The following is a 14,535-nucleotide window of genomic DNA, read 5'->3' on the forward strand; positions in this document are numbered from 1 at the left end:
AGAACGAAAGCGGCGTTCAGCCCCCCTCCCCCTCCATTTTCGCTTCAAGTTTGCGAAGCTGGCTTTCCAGCGAGAAACTGACACTCGAGGCCATCGAAAAGAAGTTCAGTAGTGCCTTCAGATTGCTGTCACCCTTGCAGACTGAGTGAATTCTCTGCCACAGGGCCTGGTTGACCAACTGCAGCCTCTGATTCCTCTCCACCAGCCCCTTCAACTCCCAGTCTGGCGCCTTATGATTCCGTTTCGCAAAGTATTGCTGCAACAGGTAGTGGGAAACGCTGCGCATAATGAATTCATCGGTGTTTGCGAACGGCAGGTGATGAACCGCCATGGGCTTGAGCTCTGACAGAACCGGACACCCGCTGGTCGCCATTTTCAGCCCGAGCAACGATCGAAGTGCCTCCTCAAGCGCCGTCTGCTTCTCATAGCTTCGACGATCATCGGTTACCTTCACTTCCACCTTCTGGTAGGCATCCTCATCCCGAAAGGCCTCCACCACCGGCAATATCTCGATTGCCGCAGGACAGTGGGAGGATTCGGAAGTCTTCAAAGGACAGTTGCTGCACTGGCAATGTTCCAGCTGTGTCCAGGACGGAAGTTTTCCGGAAGGCCGGGACGGCTTGTCCGTTACTTTAAACTCAACCCTACGGCCGTCCTGAAATCTGAAATCGTAATGTACATTCATTGATTTGCCTGTTCTTCCAGCTCCATCCACCGCTCAATGACCTGCTCCAGACGGTTTTCCTTTTCCGTCAATGCTTCCAGAGTGGCCGAGACTTCATCCGGTGGGCCTGAATAAAAATCAGCCTGGGAAATTTTTTCCTGCAGGCCGGCGACTTCCTGCTCAAGCCCTTCGATCTGCCCTGGCAACTGCTCCAGCTCGAGCTTGAGTTTGTAACTCAGTTTCACGGGTTTGCCCTTTTCAGATTCTGCCCGCGGTTTTGCGTTCTCTGCCGGTTTCTTTGATACGGCCTTTTCGGCGCTACCGGATGTCTTGCCGTTTTTATCCTGCTTGTCCGGCCGGTTACCCGTGGCTTCTGAGGGGAAGCAACCGCCCTGCCTACGCCAGTCTGTGTAACCGCCAACGTACTCACGCACTTTGCCCGAACCGTCCAGGAAAACCGTTTCGGTGATCACATTATCGAGAAACTCACGATCGTGACTGATCACGATCACTGTGCCGGCAAATTCCGCCAGCTGTTCTTCCAGCAATTCCAGTGTTTCAACGTCCAGATCATTGGTCGGTTCGTCGAGCACCAGGATATTCGCGGGCTTGCTGAAGAGCTTGGCCAGAAGCAACCGGGCCCGCTCGCCACCAGAAAAAACACTGACCGGAGATCTGGCTCGCTCCGGGGTAAACAGGAACTCCTGCAAATAGCCGAGAACGTGTTTGCTCTGGCCATTGATGTCGATGAACTCGCGACCCTCGGAGAGGTTGTCCAATGCGTTCCGCGTCAGATCGAGCTCTCCGCGCAACTGATCGAAATAGGCAACCTGCAGATTGGTACCAAGACGAATGGATCCCTCGGTTGGTTCCAAATCCCCCAACAGTAGTCGAACAAGCGTGGTCTTGCCTGTACCGTTTTCCCCAACAAGCCCGATCTTGTCCCCTCTCAGAATGGTGAGATTCATGTCTCTGATGACCGGAGTGCCATCGGGATAAGCAAAGCCCGCATCCCGGGTTTCAACCACAAGCTTTCCTGAGCGCGCCGCGTCCTCCACCGCGAAAGTTGCGGTTCCGCCCCGCACACGACGCTGCCTGTGCTCCTCACGCATGGCCTTCAGGGCACGAACACGCCCCATATTACGAGTCCTGCGAGCCTTGATGCCCTGCCGAATCCAGGCCTCTTCCTGCTTGAGGCGCTTGTCAAACAGCGCGTTCTGCCGTTCTTCTTCCTCCAGCGCTTTTTCCTTGAGATCCAGGTAGCGGTCGTAGGTGGCAGCGAAGCTCACCAGCTTCCCGCGGTCCAGTTCTACAATCCTGGTCGCCATACGCCGGATAAACGCCCGATCATGGCTGACAAACAACATGGCGCCGCGAAACTGGCCCAGGGCCTCTTCCAGCCAGGCGATCGCGGGAACGTCAAGGTGGTTCGTAGGTTCGTCCAGCAATAGTATGTCCGGATCGGCGACCAATGCTTTTGCCAGGAGAACACGGCGCTGCCAGCCTCCCGAGAGGGTATCGAGGGTCTGATCCGGATCAACGCCATACTGGCCGAGAATGGTGGTTACCTTCTGATCCAGTCTCCAGCCGTCCAGGGCTTCAAGACGCTCCTGGACTTTCATCAACCGGTCCAGGCTCGCCTCGTCACCCTGCTGGGACAACTGATGGAACTCTGCCAGCAACTTGCCGGTTTCAGGAAAGGCCCCGGCGACGACTTCATAGGCCGTGCGGATGTCCTCGGAAGGCAGATTTTGCGGCAGCACCGACAGAACAGCGCCCTCATCGAGACGAACCACGCCACCATCGGGTGTCACCTCGCCGCTAACAATCTTCAGCAGGGTCGATTTTCCCTCGCCGTTTCGTCCCAGCAAACACACACGCTCTCCGGCATCGATAACCAATGAGGCCTGGTCAAGCAGCGGATGCATTCCATAAGCCAGGGAGACTGAGTCCAGCGTTAACAGTGGCACGTTTGGTTTTACTCCGATTGATTGACAGTAACGGGTTCACCAACCCGGATAAGTCCTGGTGATTCATGAATCGCGTTCTGGCCGAAGATCACGCCCTCACCGGTCCTGCGATAGCGGGACAGGGTTCTGAGCGGCTGCACGGCAGCATCCTTCAGGCCGGTCGAGGGGTCGACGGTCGTCATTACGCAGCGTGAACAGGGCTTTACGATACTCAGACGGTTATTGCCAATGCTCAAGCTCTGCCAATGGTCCTCATCCCAGGCGTCCGCGCCCTCAATCACTATGTTGGGACGGAACCTCCGCATCTCCACGGGCACCTCCAGCCGGGTGTTGAGGTCTGCCAACGAGGCGGTGTTGGTAACCAGGAAAGGAAAACCATCAGCAAAGCCCACTCGCCGGTACTCATCGACCCTGCCCGCATCAACGCGGCGGAAGGAGCTGTCCGGCATGAATACCAGGCTAACAGGCTTGCGGCAAAACCGACTGAGAGCATCACTGGCTTCTGGCAAGCCGGCCAGAGCCTTCACCCAGTCCCGCCACACCAGTACGCGAAGCTCGTCATTGGAGGCTGTCAGACCAAACTCACCTTCACCGGGAATGTTGATAACAACCTGATCGCCATCCAACTGCGTTTCCACGCGGGCGAGTTCGGGATGCTCTCTCTGGGTGACAAACCGCAGCTCATCATCAACGATCATCCATCGCCTGTCTCCGACTGGACCGAAATCGTCAGTATGAAAACTGGTCACCTCAATACCGGAAAGGGATTTGACAGGGTATACGAACAGCGAATGGACCTTCATGGAGGCAACCTCCCACAGAGAATCGGGACTCGAAACAGGCTGATGAGTATACCTGACCGCAATCCCCGGCGCCGAGGTTGCAGGTGCCCGAAAACGAAAAAACCCGGCCCTTTTCAGGACCGGGTTTTCGAAATCTGGAGCGGGAAACGAGATTCGAACTCGCGACCCCAACCTTGGCAAGGTTGTGCTCTACCAACTGAGCTATTCCCGCAATGCTGTTCGGCTGTTGCCGACAACGGAGGCGTATTCTACGGATCCCGACGGAACCGTCAACCACTTTTTTTAAGGTTTTTTCCTGCCAGTGTACGGTTATCACATTTCAGGAATCCGGAACTGTGCAGCCACTCCTGATCCGGATAGTACTTGAACACCAACTGCCCCCCCTTGAGATTGTCGACAACTCGCTTGATGATCTGGTTATCAACGGCCGGGCACCCGTGACTACGCCCTATGCGGCCGTATTTGGTCACCCAGTCATCATTCACATAATCCGCACCGTGTATAACGATGGCGCGCTGCCGGGCGAGATCGTTGATCCCGGGCTCGAGACCATCCAGCCTTAACGAATAGCCGTGCTTGCCGTAATAGGATTCCCTGGCCTGGAAAAGCCCGATACTGGACTGGTAACTACCTTCCACGTTGGAGAAAGCGGTCGATTTGAAATTCCCGGAATTTTTGCCGTGAGCAACCAGGTCCCGAAGCAACAGCTCGCCCTTCTCGAGATCGAAGATCCACAGCCTTTCCTGACTGGACGGCAACGAGAAATCAATCACCGCAAGCCGCTCGGGCATCTGAACACCACTGGAGACAGCGCACCGGGACGCGCTGATTGCGGTCCTGAGAACCTTTGTGTCGAGCTTTGGAGCGGCGGCACTCAGGCGACCTAAGAGGTCGTCGTCCAGAGAGGCGCCAAACGATGACAGTGGTAGCCCAGCCAAAAAAGCCAAAAGCAGGCCAGCGGGTAAAAGCCGCCGCGTCTTTTTCATTCCAGATCCCCGGTAAAATGATTGCAAGCCAAAGAAGGATCGATATCCCATGCAATCTCAGTGTTGCGCATTTTATCAGGGAAAAGTGCCAACTCCGTCTGAATGTACGTTTTCTATACAAAACTTTAAGGAAGGGGCGCTCGCGCTACTGGCCGAACCGGCGACCACCCTCCAGGTATTCGCGCTCTTCCGCCGTAGAGGTTCTGCCGAGTGCCTTGTTGCGATGAGGGAATCGCCCGTACTTCTGTATGATCGCCCGGTGATCCTTCGCGGACTGCAGAAAGCTGCCCATGAAATCGGAAAGGATTCCTTCAGTTGACCGCGCCAGTTGCTCGTAGCATTCCACGGACATGTCCTGGTCGTCCTTGAGCTCCGAATGCTGGAGCGGCATATAGAGAAACGCTCTGTGCACAGGCGGCAGCATCGTATCGTGCCCTCTATGCATCGCTTGCCGGCAGAGCTTGCGCGCCTGGCGATCCTGGTCAAACGCCATGGCACCGCCGCGAAAGATATTTCGGGAAAACTGGTCAAGGAGAATGATCTCGGCAAGTACCCCGCCGGCCTCACTCCGCCAGTGGTCCAACCCCTGTTCGGAAGCAAACAACACCATTGAAAGGAAACGCCGGCGTATCTCCTGGTCAAACCTGCGGTCCGATCGGAACCACTTGTTCCGGTGGTCGCTGTCTGGCAGCCCATGTTCGTCAAGTTCGCCAAACCAGAAATCCAGAATCTCTTTCCAATCGAACATTAACCGTCACCCTGTTACTTTAATGGTACCGGCCCTTCTATGAGGCCGGCTTTCCCGACTTACGACAGGCCCTAAAAAATTGACTACTTCAGGAGCGGTAATGAGCAGCCCCCGCATTATTCTGTTGGCACATGGAAGCAGTGACAAGCGCTGGTGTGAAACCTTCGAAAAGCTTGCGGCGCCGACTCTCGCGTCTGTCGACAACGCCAGAGTCGCCTATATGGAACTGGCGGAACCATCCATTGATGCGATCATCGAGGAAGGTGTGACTCAAGGCATCACCGAGTTTACGATCGTTCCACTGTTCCTCGCGGCCGGCCGGCACTTGCGCAAGGATGTTCCGGCAATGATCGAAGAACTTGAAAAAGCCCACGGCGTATCCATTCAGCTTGCACCTCCGATTGGGGAAAACCCTCTCCTGGGACAGGCAATTCGCGATGTTGTTATGCTTCAACTGGAAGAGACACCCGCCTGAACCGGGCGTTCTGAGACAGCGCCAGAGGCCAGTGCGCGACAGGAGTATCGATTATGTCGAAACGGATTCTGATTACCGGAGGAACCGGGTTCATTGGCCACGTTCTCTGCCGTGAATTGTTGGCACGGGATTACGAGCTGACGGTTCTCAGCCGGCAGCCGGCCGAAACGGTCAAATCAAGCTGCGGGCGGGTCGAGGCAATCCGTGATCTTCAGCAGCTTCGCTCTCACCCCGGATACGATGCCGTCATCAATCTTGCCGGGGAAGGTATCGCGGATAAACGCTGGTCGGAGTCCCGAAAGCAGGAACTCCGTGATAGCCGCATTGGCGTCACCGAAACCCTGGTTGACGTCATCCGAAGTTGGGAACAAGTTCCGAATGTGGTCGTTTCGGGATCGGCCGTTGGCTTTTACGGGGACCAGGGATCAGCCACGGTCACCGAAAGCACCAGCCCGAATGACGAATTTACGCATCAGCTGTGCCGCGACTGGGAAAACGCCGCCAAACCACTTGCCGACGATGGCGTTCGCCTGTGCTTCTCCCGCACAGGCGTTGTGGCAGGCCCGGATGGTGGCTTCCTCGAGCGGATGTTCCTGCCCTTCAAATTAGGTCTGGGCGGACGCCTGGGCAGCGGTACCCAGTACATGCCGTGGGTCCACCGGGACGATGTGGTCAGCGCACTTATATGGATGATGGAAAACCCGGACGCATCAGGCCCATACAATGTCGTAAGCCCGAACCCGGCAACGAACGCAGAGTTCACCCGGAGCCTGGGCAGGGTTTTACACCGCCCCACCCTCTTCCCGGCACCTGCTCCGGTGCTCAAGGTGGCTCTGGGGGAGATGGCGAGGCTTCTTCTGACGGGCCAGCGGGCAATTCCGGAGAAGCTGGTCAGCCAGCAATTCCAGTTCCGGTATCCGGACCTGGATCAGGCATTGACCCAATCCGTTGCTCCAGGGGCAGCCGGACAAAAAGGATGACCCCAAGGGGGTGCCCTGTTCAGCCCCCCTGATTTTTTTCACAAAAGACGTTGACAGCGTTTCGAAGCTTTCTTAATATACGCGCCACCTCGACGAGGCAAGGTGTTGAAAACGTTGCGTCCCCTTCGTCTAGTGGCCTAGGACTCCGCCCTTTCACGGCGGCAACAGGGGTTCGAACCCCCTAGGGGACGCCAATTTTTCTGCCCTGGTGTGTCAGGGAAACCGCAGTTTCCCGACTTCATCGTCATACCGGCTTATGGCCGTGCTTCTCTTCTTTTCTATCCTGGTGTCCGTGCGCTTTCTGATCTTTCATCACGAAGATGCCAACACCCACAAAAAAGCCAAGCATCAGCAGTACAGTGGCAATACCTGCGATCACAACGGCGTCCATATACATTTTGTTTCTCCTTCCGGCAGTTAACTTGATTAAACTCAGGTTACGCCCGGGCCGCCCGCAAGGTATTGATCCAGGTCAACGTACCTGTCAGACCGGATGTACGCATAAATACTGAACCACAACACATTTCCTTCGATTTTTCCTGTATTTGCAAGGCATTCGAAAGAAACTGCTGCTATAGTCGGAAACAAAGGAAGTGTCCGATCTCCTAACCGGTCTGGGTGGCTGAAGTTCAAGACATGCCAAAACTGTCGACGCGTCTTCAACGTTTTCGCACAGGCTCGCCCCTGTCCTTCAGGCTGTTAGCGTGGATTCTGCTATTCAGCTCGGCCTTTACACTGGTGGCATCCGCGCTCCAGATCTACTCCGATTATCGAAAAGATCTCTCTCAAATCGACAACCGCATGCAGGTTGTAGAGTCGGGCTACGCCTCCAGCCTTGCCAGAAGCTTGTGGGCCCTGGACCAGAAGCTCCTGCAAACCCAGATGGAGGGCATACTCAGCCTGCCGGATGTGGTGCACCTTCGCTTGCGAATAGAACCCGATTCCGAACTCGTTATGGGCGAGATACCGAGGGACGCGAAAACCACTTCTCACAGCTTCAGCCTCATCCATCAGGGCGATGAAATGTTCAAGCTGGGCGAACTGACGGTGACCGCAGACCTTGATCGCGTCTACGACGAACTGAAGCGCAAGGTGGGTGTCATTCTGCTGACCCAATTCCTGAAGACGTTCTTTGTTTCGATACTGATCATCTGGATATTCCAGCATTTCGTTGCGCGCCATCTGACCACCATGGCGAACTACGCCCGCGACTTCTCACTGACAACAACGTCGAAGCCACTTACCCTCGAAAGGCCCAACACGCCGTCTAATCGGAACGATGAGCTCGGCCGTGTCACGGACGCCATCAACCAGATGCGTGAACGTCTCAACGCGGACATGGAACGGCAACAAAAGGATGCGGCGGAAATTCGCAAGTTTTCCAAAGCCATTGAGCAGAGCCCGTCCTCCGTTCTGATCTGCGACCGCCAATGGCGTATCGAGTTTGCCAACCAGAAATTCACCCAGTTGACCGGTTATGAGGCTGCCTCCATCATCGGCAAACACCCTGGCGCACTGGGTGAAAACGACATAGAGAACCGTGATAGCCGACACCTGTGGCAGTCCATCCGCTTGCAGGTGCAACGAGTCGGAGTCTGGCAGGGTGAAGTAAACAGTGTGCGCCGAAACGGAGAACGTTTCTGGGAGCAACTGATTGTCACCCCGATCAAGGACGAGGCCGGCGGCACCACCGGGTACCTCATCCTCGGTGAGGACATCAGCATTCGGAAACGCTATGAACAACAACTGCTGCGTCAGGCCAATTACGACATCCTTACCGGGCTGCCCAACCGGATGCTTGCCCTGGACCGGCTGAAGCTGGCACTGGCCCAGGCACGCAGGGAAAGTACGCTTGTGGGGGTCATGTTCCTGGATCTCGACAACTTCAAGCACATTAACGACACTCTTGGCCACGATGCCGGCGATAACTTGCTGATTGAGGCTGCCCGTCGAATTTCCAGTTGCCTTCGCGGTACCAGCACCGTTGCCCGGCTGGGTGGGGATGAGTTCCTCGTGATCCTGCCGGGCCTGACTGGCCCGGAGGCGTCCTCGCAGGTCGCCGAGCGTATCCTTAAAACCTTCTCGCCACCGTACATACTGAATGGGCAGGAGGTGTTTGTAACCACGAGTATCGGCATCGCCATTTTCCCGACGGACTCCGACAACAGCGGCACGCTCCTGCAGCACGCTGATGCCGCCATGTACCAGGCCAAGCACAAGGGCAAGAGCTCGTTTGCCCATTTCGCGCCAGAAATGACCGAAGTCTCCCATGAACGCCTGAAGATGGAGTCCAGCATGCGCAGGGCTCTGGAGCTGAAGGAGTTCGAGTTGTATTTCCAGCCGATTGTTAATACCGACTCGGGCACGCTTTGCTCGGTTGAGGCGTTGCTGCGGTGGAACAATCCGGCCATGGGCATGGTAATGCCTGATCGATTCATTCCCCTGGCTGAGGAAACCGGCCTGATTACACCGATCGGTGAGTGGGTTCTCCTGGAGGCCTGTCGGGCCGCCATGGGCTGGAAGGAAGCCACCGGGAAAGACATTGGCATTTCCGTCAACGTGTCGCCCCGTCAGTTCCGTGATCCGGGTTTTACCGAGGCTGTTATGCACGCTCTGGCGACCAGTGGCCTGGCGCCCGAACAGCTGGAACTCGAAATTACCGAACGGCTGATTCTGGACAACTCGATCGAAACCGCCGAAATCCTTCGCCAACTGGACAAAGCCGGCATCCGGTTGTCAGTAGACGATTTTGGTACCGGCTATTCAGCGCTCAGTTACCTCAAGAGCTATCCGTTTGATACCCTGAAAATTGACAAGTCGTTTGTTCAGGACGTCATGAAGGAGCCTGAGGACGCCTCACTGGTAAGAGCCATTATCAACATGGCTCATAGCCTGGGCCTGCGCGTGATCGCCGAAGGGGTTGAGGAAGAGGCTCAGACCCACTTCCTGAAGAAGGAAGGCTGTGACTTCTCCCAGGGGTATTTCTACAGTCGCCCGCTGCCGGCGGCAGATTTTGATGCCTGGCTGACCAGCAATCATCGCGTATAGCTTAAAACCGTTGGACGCCCATTCCCATGGAAGACACCGTACTTGTCGTGAACTGCGGCAGCTCATCACTGAAACTCGCACTGTTCAACGACCAATTCGGGAAACTGGCATCCGCTCAGGCCGAGCGCCTCGGCCAGAACGATGCATTTGCTCGCATTGAAGGCCAGGAAGGAACGATTCCTCTGGACGCTGGCGCCGACCATGATCAGGCGCTTGATACACTGGTCGCGGCTTTCCGGGACCTGGGGCTGATGACAACAGCTCCCTGGGCCATAGGTCACAGGGTCGTTCATGGTGGTGAAACCTTCCATGAGGCCGTACTCATTGATGGCGAAGTGCTCAAAGCCATTGAAAGCTGCGCAGGCCTTGCTCCTCTTCACAACCCGGTTAACTTGTCCGGAATTCGGGCAACCCTGGCACAGTTTCCCGATGTATCGCAGACGGCGGTTTTCGACACCGCGTTTCATCAAACCTTGCCCAGGCGGGCCTTCCTCTATGCGCTTCCGGAGGCCTGGTACCGCGACTGGGGGATTCGGCGATACGGATTCCACGGTACCAGTCACGACTTTATGGCATCAGAAGCCGCCCGCTTGCTGGGCAGAACGCCGGCAACCACCTCTGTCATATCGGCCCATCTGGGCAACGGATGCAGCATTACCGCCATCCGTGACGGAATCAGTGTGGATACCAGCATGGGCCTGACGCCACTTGAGGGTCTGGTAATGGGCACCCGTAGCGGGGATGTCGACCCCGGCCTGTTCGACTTTCTCCGCAGCAAGGGCATCGCCGCGGAGGAGGTTCATCGGGTTCTGAATCAGGAGAGTGGCCTCCTTGGACTGTCCGGCCAGACGAACGACATGCGCTCACTCTGTGAACTCGCGGACCATGGCCATGAACCGTCACAAACCGCTATTGATGTGTTCTGCTTCCGCCTGGCCCGCTACGTTGGCGCGATGATGGCGTCCCTGAGCCAGCTGGACGCTCTGGTTTTCACCGGCGGCATCGGGGAAAACAGCCCGCGGATCAGGGAAGAAACCATTCGCCATCTCAAACTGGCGGGATTCGAGCTCAGCCAGGACCTCAACATCCATCATGGCCAATTCAGCGACGGACATATTGAAAGCCCCGACTCGCGATTCCCGGTTTTGGTGATACCCACCAACGAGGAACTGGTCATTGCCCGGGAAGCAGCCCGGCTTGCAGGCTCTGACATTCAGGCCTGACCCAAACGCATCATCAGGAATACCACTATGGCAAAGAGTCTCTTTTTTGCACCGACGTCCATGGACTCAGGCCTGACCTCCGTTTGCCTGGGCCTGTTGCGCGCCCTTGAACGGGTAGGCGTCAGCGTTGGCTTCTACAAACCCTTCTGCCAGGCTGTTCACCGCGCCGAATCCATGCACAACGCTGGCCAGGACTCCTCGGTGGCGTTTGTGAGGGCCAGCAGCCACCTGAACCCGCCAGACCCGATTGCCCTCAAGGAAGCGCAACAACTGCTCAACAAAGGCAAAGCCGACTACCTCCTCGAAACAGTCGTGGGTGAATACCAGAAGGTTGCCCGGGATGTCGATGTGGTGATCATCGAAGGCCTGGTTCCAGACCGCAGCGAAGCCTATATCGCCAGGCTGAACGTGGAAGTTGCCCGTAACCTGGGTTCCGAAGTAATCCTGGTGAGCACGCCCAAAAACCTGGACGCCAGGCAACTGGACGAAGAACTGGACTTCTCATCACGCCTGTTTGCCAGTCCCAGCGACCCGGATGTTATCGGCGTCATCCTGAACAAGGTTGGGGAGCCCGAGCAGTCGGGTCTTGAGCCTCGTTCCAACAGCAACCACCCTGCCCCCGTCACTGTCGACTACCAGACGGAGTGCACGGTATTCAGCGAGGGCCGATTTCACCTCATAGCCGAGATTCCATGGCAAGCGGATTTGCTGGCCCCCCGGGTGTCCGACATCGCCAGGGAATTGGGGTTGCCGGTCCTCAATGAGGGGCAGATGCACGCCAGACGGGTTCAGAAGGTGTCGGTTTGCGCCCGCAGCATTCGGAATATGACGGAAACTCTCAGGCCAGGCACTCTCCTTGTAACGCCCGGAGATCGCGAAGACATTGTGGTAGCCACCGCTGTTGCCGCTCTCAACGGGGTCCCCCTCGCCGGCCTGATGCTGACCGGTGGCCTGATACCCGACCAGCGAGTGATCACCCTGTGCCACAGGGCCCTGGAAACAGGCCTGCCGGTTCTGGGGTCAGACGCCAATACCTATGAAACTGCTCACATGCTGGCCAACCTGTCCGCGGCCATCCCGATTGATGACCCCAACCGGATTGAAAAGGCGATGGAAGCGGTGGCAACCCGTATCGACACCAACTGGTTGCAACAGCATCTCAAGGTTGCTCGTCAGGACAGGCTTTCCCCTCCCGCCTTCCGATACCAGCTGTCGGAGCGAGCACGGGCAGCGAATAAGCGCATCGTATTGCCAGAGGGCAGCGAGCCAAGAACCGTACAGGCCGCCATCATCTGCCATCAACGCAGGCTGGCAAGGTGTGCCCTGATCGGGAATGCTGCAGAGATAAAACGGGTAGCGGATTCCCAGGATCTGGAACTGCCCGGGGATATCGAGATCATTGATCCAGGGGAGGTGCGACAACGCTACGTCGCTCCGATGGTCGAACTTCGCAAGCATAAAGGCCTGACATCGGATATGGCCGAAGCCATGCTCGAAGACAACGTCGTTCTCGGTACCATGATGGTGGCTCTGGATGAAGCTGATGGACTGGTATCCGGTGCCATTCACACGACTGCGAATACGGTGCGCCCTGCCTTACAACTGATCAAGACCCATGAGCATGCAAAGGTAGTCTCTTCCGTGTTCTTCATGTTGTTGCCGCAACAGGTGGTGGTCTACGGGGACTGCGCAATCAATCCAGACCCTAACGCCGAGGAACTGGCCGACATCGCCATCCAGAGTGCAGAGTCTGCGGAAGCCTTTGGCATCGAGCCTCTGGTCGCCATGATCAGCTACAGCACCGGAGACTCAGGCAGCGGTCAGGATGTCGAGAAGGTAAGAGAGGCAACAAGGATAGCTCGCGAACGCAGGCCTGATCTGCTTATAGACGGACCACTTCAATACGATGCAGCAGCCATCGAAAGCGTCGCAAGAAGCAAGGCGCCGGACAGCAAAGTTGCAGGCAAGGCAACGGTCTTCGTATTCCCGGATCTGAACACCGGCAATACCACTTACAAGGCGGTTCAGCGAAGTGCCAATGTTGTCAGTGTCGGGCCAATGCTTCAGGGCTTGCGCAAGCCGGTGAACGACCTTTCACGCGGGGCTCTGGTGGAGGATATCGTGTTTACGGTTGCGTTGACCGCTGTGCAGGCCAAGCAGGTGGAAAGTGCGGGGCCGGACCAGGAATAAGTCCTGAGCCCGGCCACTCACTCAGCGCTTGAGGCTCTTCTGGCGCTGTTTTTTCGGACGACGGCCCTTCTTCTCGTCGTTGTCCTTCTTGACCTTCTGACGCGGAGTCAGCCGATCCACTTTACCGGCAAACGGATTTTCACCCGATTTGAACTCGAAGCGAATTGGTGAACCCGTTACTTTAAGAACCTTACGGAAGGTATTCTCAAGATACCGCTTGTAGGCGCCCGGCAGCGAATCCACCTGATTACCGTGAACCACAATCACGGGCGGGTTGGAACCGCCCTGGTGCGAGTAGCGCAGCTTGATCCGGCGACCGTGCACCATGGGTGGCTGATGCTGGGCTATGGCATCCTGCAGAATCGCAGTCAGGCGGTTGGTTGGCCATTTCGCCATGGCAGACTCGTAGCAGGCTTGCACCGACTCATACATCACGCCTACACCGGAGCCGTGAAGCGCCGAGATATAGTGCTTATCAGCGTAATCCAGAAAGTCCAGGCGACGCTGAACCTGTTCTTTCACCCGGGCGCGGTCTTCCGGGTCCATGCCGTCCCACTTGTTAACGGCAATGACAAGCGAGCGGCCGGCATCCAGCACAAACCCGATCAGGTGAAGATCCTGATCAACCAGGCCTTCCCGGGCATCAATAACCAGAATAACCACATGGGCGTCATCGATCGCCTGCAGCGTTTTTATAATGGAAAACTTCTCCACCACTTCGCTGACATTCTTTCTTCGACGGACACCGGCGGTATCAATCAACGTGTACTGGCTGCCCTGGCGCTCGTAGGGTATGTAAACGCTGTCCCGGGTGGTGCCGGGCATGTCGTAAACCACCACACGGTCCTCACCGAGCATACGGTTGACCAGTGTGGACTTGCCCACGTTCGGCCTGCCCACCACGCCAATGCGTATGCCGGGATAGCGATCTGCACGGTCCTCTTCCTCCCGCTCCTCTTCAGAGGGCAGCAGGATTTCAAGCATTGAGCGGATTCCGCGGTTGTGGGAGGCTGCGATCAGGAACGTGGATTCAAAGCCAAGGCTGTGGAAATCCGACGCGGCAATGTCCGGATCCTGTCCATCGGTTTTATTCACGACCAGATGCGCCTGCTTGCCCGAGCGGCGAAGACTGTCGGCAATGAGTTCATCGCCTGCGGTCAGGCCGGCACGGCCGTCCACCAAAAACAGCACGATATCGGCTTCTTCTACCGCCTGCATGGACTGCCGGGCCATTTCGAGATCAAGGCCCTGCTCGTCACCGGTAAGACCACCGGTATCTATGACGATGAAACGCTGCCCCTCGTAGCTGCCCTCACCGTATTTGCGGTCTCGGGTAAGCCCCGGAAAATCCGCAACCAAGGCATCCCTGGAACGGGTCATCTGATTAAACAATGTCGATTTGCCGACGTTAGGGCGTCCGACAAGGGCAATAACTGGGGTCATAATTG

At 56.7% G+C, this 14,535-nt stretch carries 12 protein-coding genes and 2 tRNA genes; 6 read left to right on the top strand and 8 right to left on the bottom strand.

The features are described from left to right. Positions 1 to 16: 16 nt before the first annotated feature. The 6 genes from J3362_RS07770 to J3362_RS07795 form a co-directional block, all read right to left on the bottom strand. Positions 17 to 685, bottom strand: a complete 669-nt coding sequence (locus J3362_RS07770; protein WP_349519005.1) for a DUF6901 family protein — start codon at positions 683 to 685, stop codon at positions 17 to 19. Next, a complete protein-coding gene (locus J3362_RS07775; protein WP_349519007.1) occupies positions 682 to 2,634 on the bottom strand; it encodes an ATP-binding cassette domain-containing protein in 1,953 nt (650 codons plus the stop codon). Before J3362_RS07775 ends, J3362_RS07770 begins: the two co-directional genes overlap by 4 nt. Before the next feature lie 8 nt (positions 2,635 to 2,642). Next, entirely contained in the window at positions 2,643 to 3,437 is a 795-nt protein-coding gene (locus J3362_RS07780; protein WP_349519009.1) for an MOSC domain-containing protein, read from the bottom strand. Positions 3,438 to 3,572: 135 nt separating this feature from the next. Continuing rightward, positions 3,573 to 3,648, bottom strand: a tRNA-Gly gene (locus tag J3362_RS07785). A gap of 58 nt (positions 3,649 to 3,706) precedes the next feature. Next, positions 3,707 to 4,423: a murein L,D-transpeptidase catalytic domain family protein gene (locus J3362_RS07790; protein WP_349519010.1), complete on the bottom strand. Its 717-nt coding sequence runs from the start codon at positions 4,421 to 4,423 to the stop codon at positions 3,707 to 3,709. A gap of 145 nt (positions 4,424 to 4,568) precedes the next feature. Continuing rightward, a complete protein-coding gene (locus tag J3362_RS07795; protein WP_349519011.1) occupies positions 4,569 to 5,171 on the bottom strand; it encodes a DUF924 family protein in 603 nt (200 codons plus the stop codon). A 100-nt stretch (positions 5,172 to 5,271) separates the two neighbouring features. Between J3362_RS07795 and J3362_RS07800 the strand changes: the two genes are divergently transcribed. The 3 genes from J3362_RS07800 to J3362_RS07810 all read left to right on the top strand — a co-directional run bounded on the left by J3362_RS07800 (position 5,272) and on the right by J3362_RS07810 (position 6,820). Continuing rightward, complete coding sequence (locus J3362_RS07800) at positions 5,272 to 5,646, top strand: sirohydrochlorin chelatase (RefSeq protein WP_349519012.1); 375 nt, start codon at positions 5,272 to 5,274, stop codon at positions 5,644 to 5,646. Positions 5,647 to 5,699: 53 nt separating this feature from the next. Then, positions 5,700 to 6,626, top strand: a complete 927-nt coding sequence (locus J3362_RS07805) for a TIGR01777 family oxidoreductase (protein ID WP_349519013.1) — start codon at positions 5,700 to 5,702, stop codon at positions 6,624 to 6,626. Between the two features lie 118 nt (positions 6,627 to 6,744). After that, positions 6,745 to 6,820 (top strand) — tRNA-Glu (locus J3362_RS07810). A gap of 50 nt (positions 6,821 to 6,870) precedes the next feature. Here J3362_RS07810 and ccoM read toward each other — a convergent pair. Continuing rightward, positions 6,871 to 7,023, bottom strand: coding sequence for a cytochrome c oxidase subunit CcoM (gene ccoM / locus J3362_RS19810; protein WP_502882412.1), 153 nt, complete (start codon positions 7,021 to 7,023; stop codon positions 6,871 to 6,873). Positions 7,024 to 7,262: 239 nt separating this feature from the next. On the opposite strand from ccoM, the gene J3362_RS07820 reads away from it, so the two are divergent. The 3 genes from J3362_RS07820 to pta are packed head-to-tail and all read left to right on the top strand — an operon-like array spanning position 7,263 to position 13,087. After that, positions 7,263 to 9,674, top strand: coding sequence for a bifunctional diguanylate cyclase/phosphodiesterase (locus J3362_RS07820; protein WP_349519014.1), 2,412 nt, complete (start codon positions 7,263 to 7,265; stop codon positions 9,672 to 9,674). 26 nt (positions 9,675 to 9,700) lie between these two features. Continuing rightward, the gene (locus J3362_RS07825; protein WP_349519015.1) at positions 9,701 to 10,897 is read left to right on the top strand and encodes an acetate/propionate family kinase; all 1,197 of its coding nucleotides are present in this window, start codon (positions 9,701 to 9,703) and stop codon (positions 10,895 to 10,897) included. 27 nt (positions 10,898 to 10,924) lie between these two features. After that, a complete protein-coding gene (gene pta / locus J3362_RS07830) occupies positions 10,925 to 13,087 on the top strand; it encodes a phosphate acetyltransferase (RefSeq protein WP_349519016.1) in 2,163 nt (720 codons plus the stop codon). A gap of 21 nt (positions 13,088 to 13,108) precedes the next feature. Here the strand turns inward: pta and der are convergent, their stop codons facing one another. Beyond that, the gene (gene der, locus J3362_RS07835; RefSeq protein ID WP_349519017.1) at positions 13,109 to 14,530 is read right to left on the bottom strand and encodes a ribosome biogenesis GTPase Der; all 1,422 of its coding nucleotides are present in this window, start codon (positions 14,528 to 14,530) and stop codon (positions 13,109 to 13,111) included. Positions 14,531 to 14,535: the final 5 nt, after the last annotated feature.

Origin of the sequence: Marinobacter sp. NFXS11 (genome assembly GCF_040148675.1) — a bacterium.
Classification (GTDB): Bacteria; Pseudomonadota; Gammaproteobacteria; order Pseudomonadales; family Oleiphilaceae; genus Marinobacter.

Coding starts and splice junctions, on each gene's coding strand:
- J3362_RS07795 (WP_349519011.1), bottom strand. CDS start 5,171: ATGTTCGATTGGAAAGAGATTCTGGATTTCTGGTTTGGCGAACTTGAC.
- J3362_RS07770 (WP_349519005.1), bottom strand. CDS start 685: ATGAATGTACATTACGATTTCAGATTTCAGGACGGCCGTAGGGTTGAG.
- J3362_RS07825 (WP_349519015.1), top strand. CDS start 9,701: ATGGAAGACACCGTACTTGTCGTGAACTGCGGCAGCTCATCACTGAAA.
- der (WP_349519017.1), bottom strand. CDS start 14,530: ATGACCCCAGTTATTGCCCTTGTCGGACGCCCTAACGTCGGCAAATCG.
- J3362_RS07805 (WP_349519013.1), top strand. CDS start 5,700: ATGTCGAAACGGATTCTGATTACCGGAGGAACCGGGTTCATTGGCCAC.
- J3362_RS07800 (WP_349519012.1), top strand. CDS start 5,272: ATGAGCAGCCCCCGCATTATTCTGTTGGCACATGGAAGCAGTGACAAG.
- J3362_RS07820 (WP_349519014.1), top strand. CDS start 7,263: ATGCCAAAACTGTCGACGCGTCTTCAACGTTTTCGCACAGGCTCGCCC.
- ccoM (WP_502882412.1), bottom strand. CDS start 7,023: ATGTATATGGACGCCGTTGTGATCGCAGGTATTGCCACTGTACTGCTG.
- J3362_RS07780 (WP_349519009.1), bottom strand. CDS start 3,437: ATGAAGGTCCATTCGCTGTTCGTATACCCTGTCAAATCCCTTTCCGGT.
- J3362_RS07790 (WP_349519010.1), bottom strand. CDS start 4,423: ATGAAAAAGACGCGGCGGCTTTTACCCGCTGGCCTGCTTTTGGCTTTT.
- pta (WP_349519016.1), top strand. CDS start 10,925: ATGGCAAAGAGTCTCTTTTTTGCACCGACGTCCATGGACTCAGGCCTG.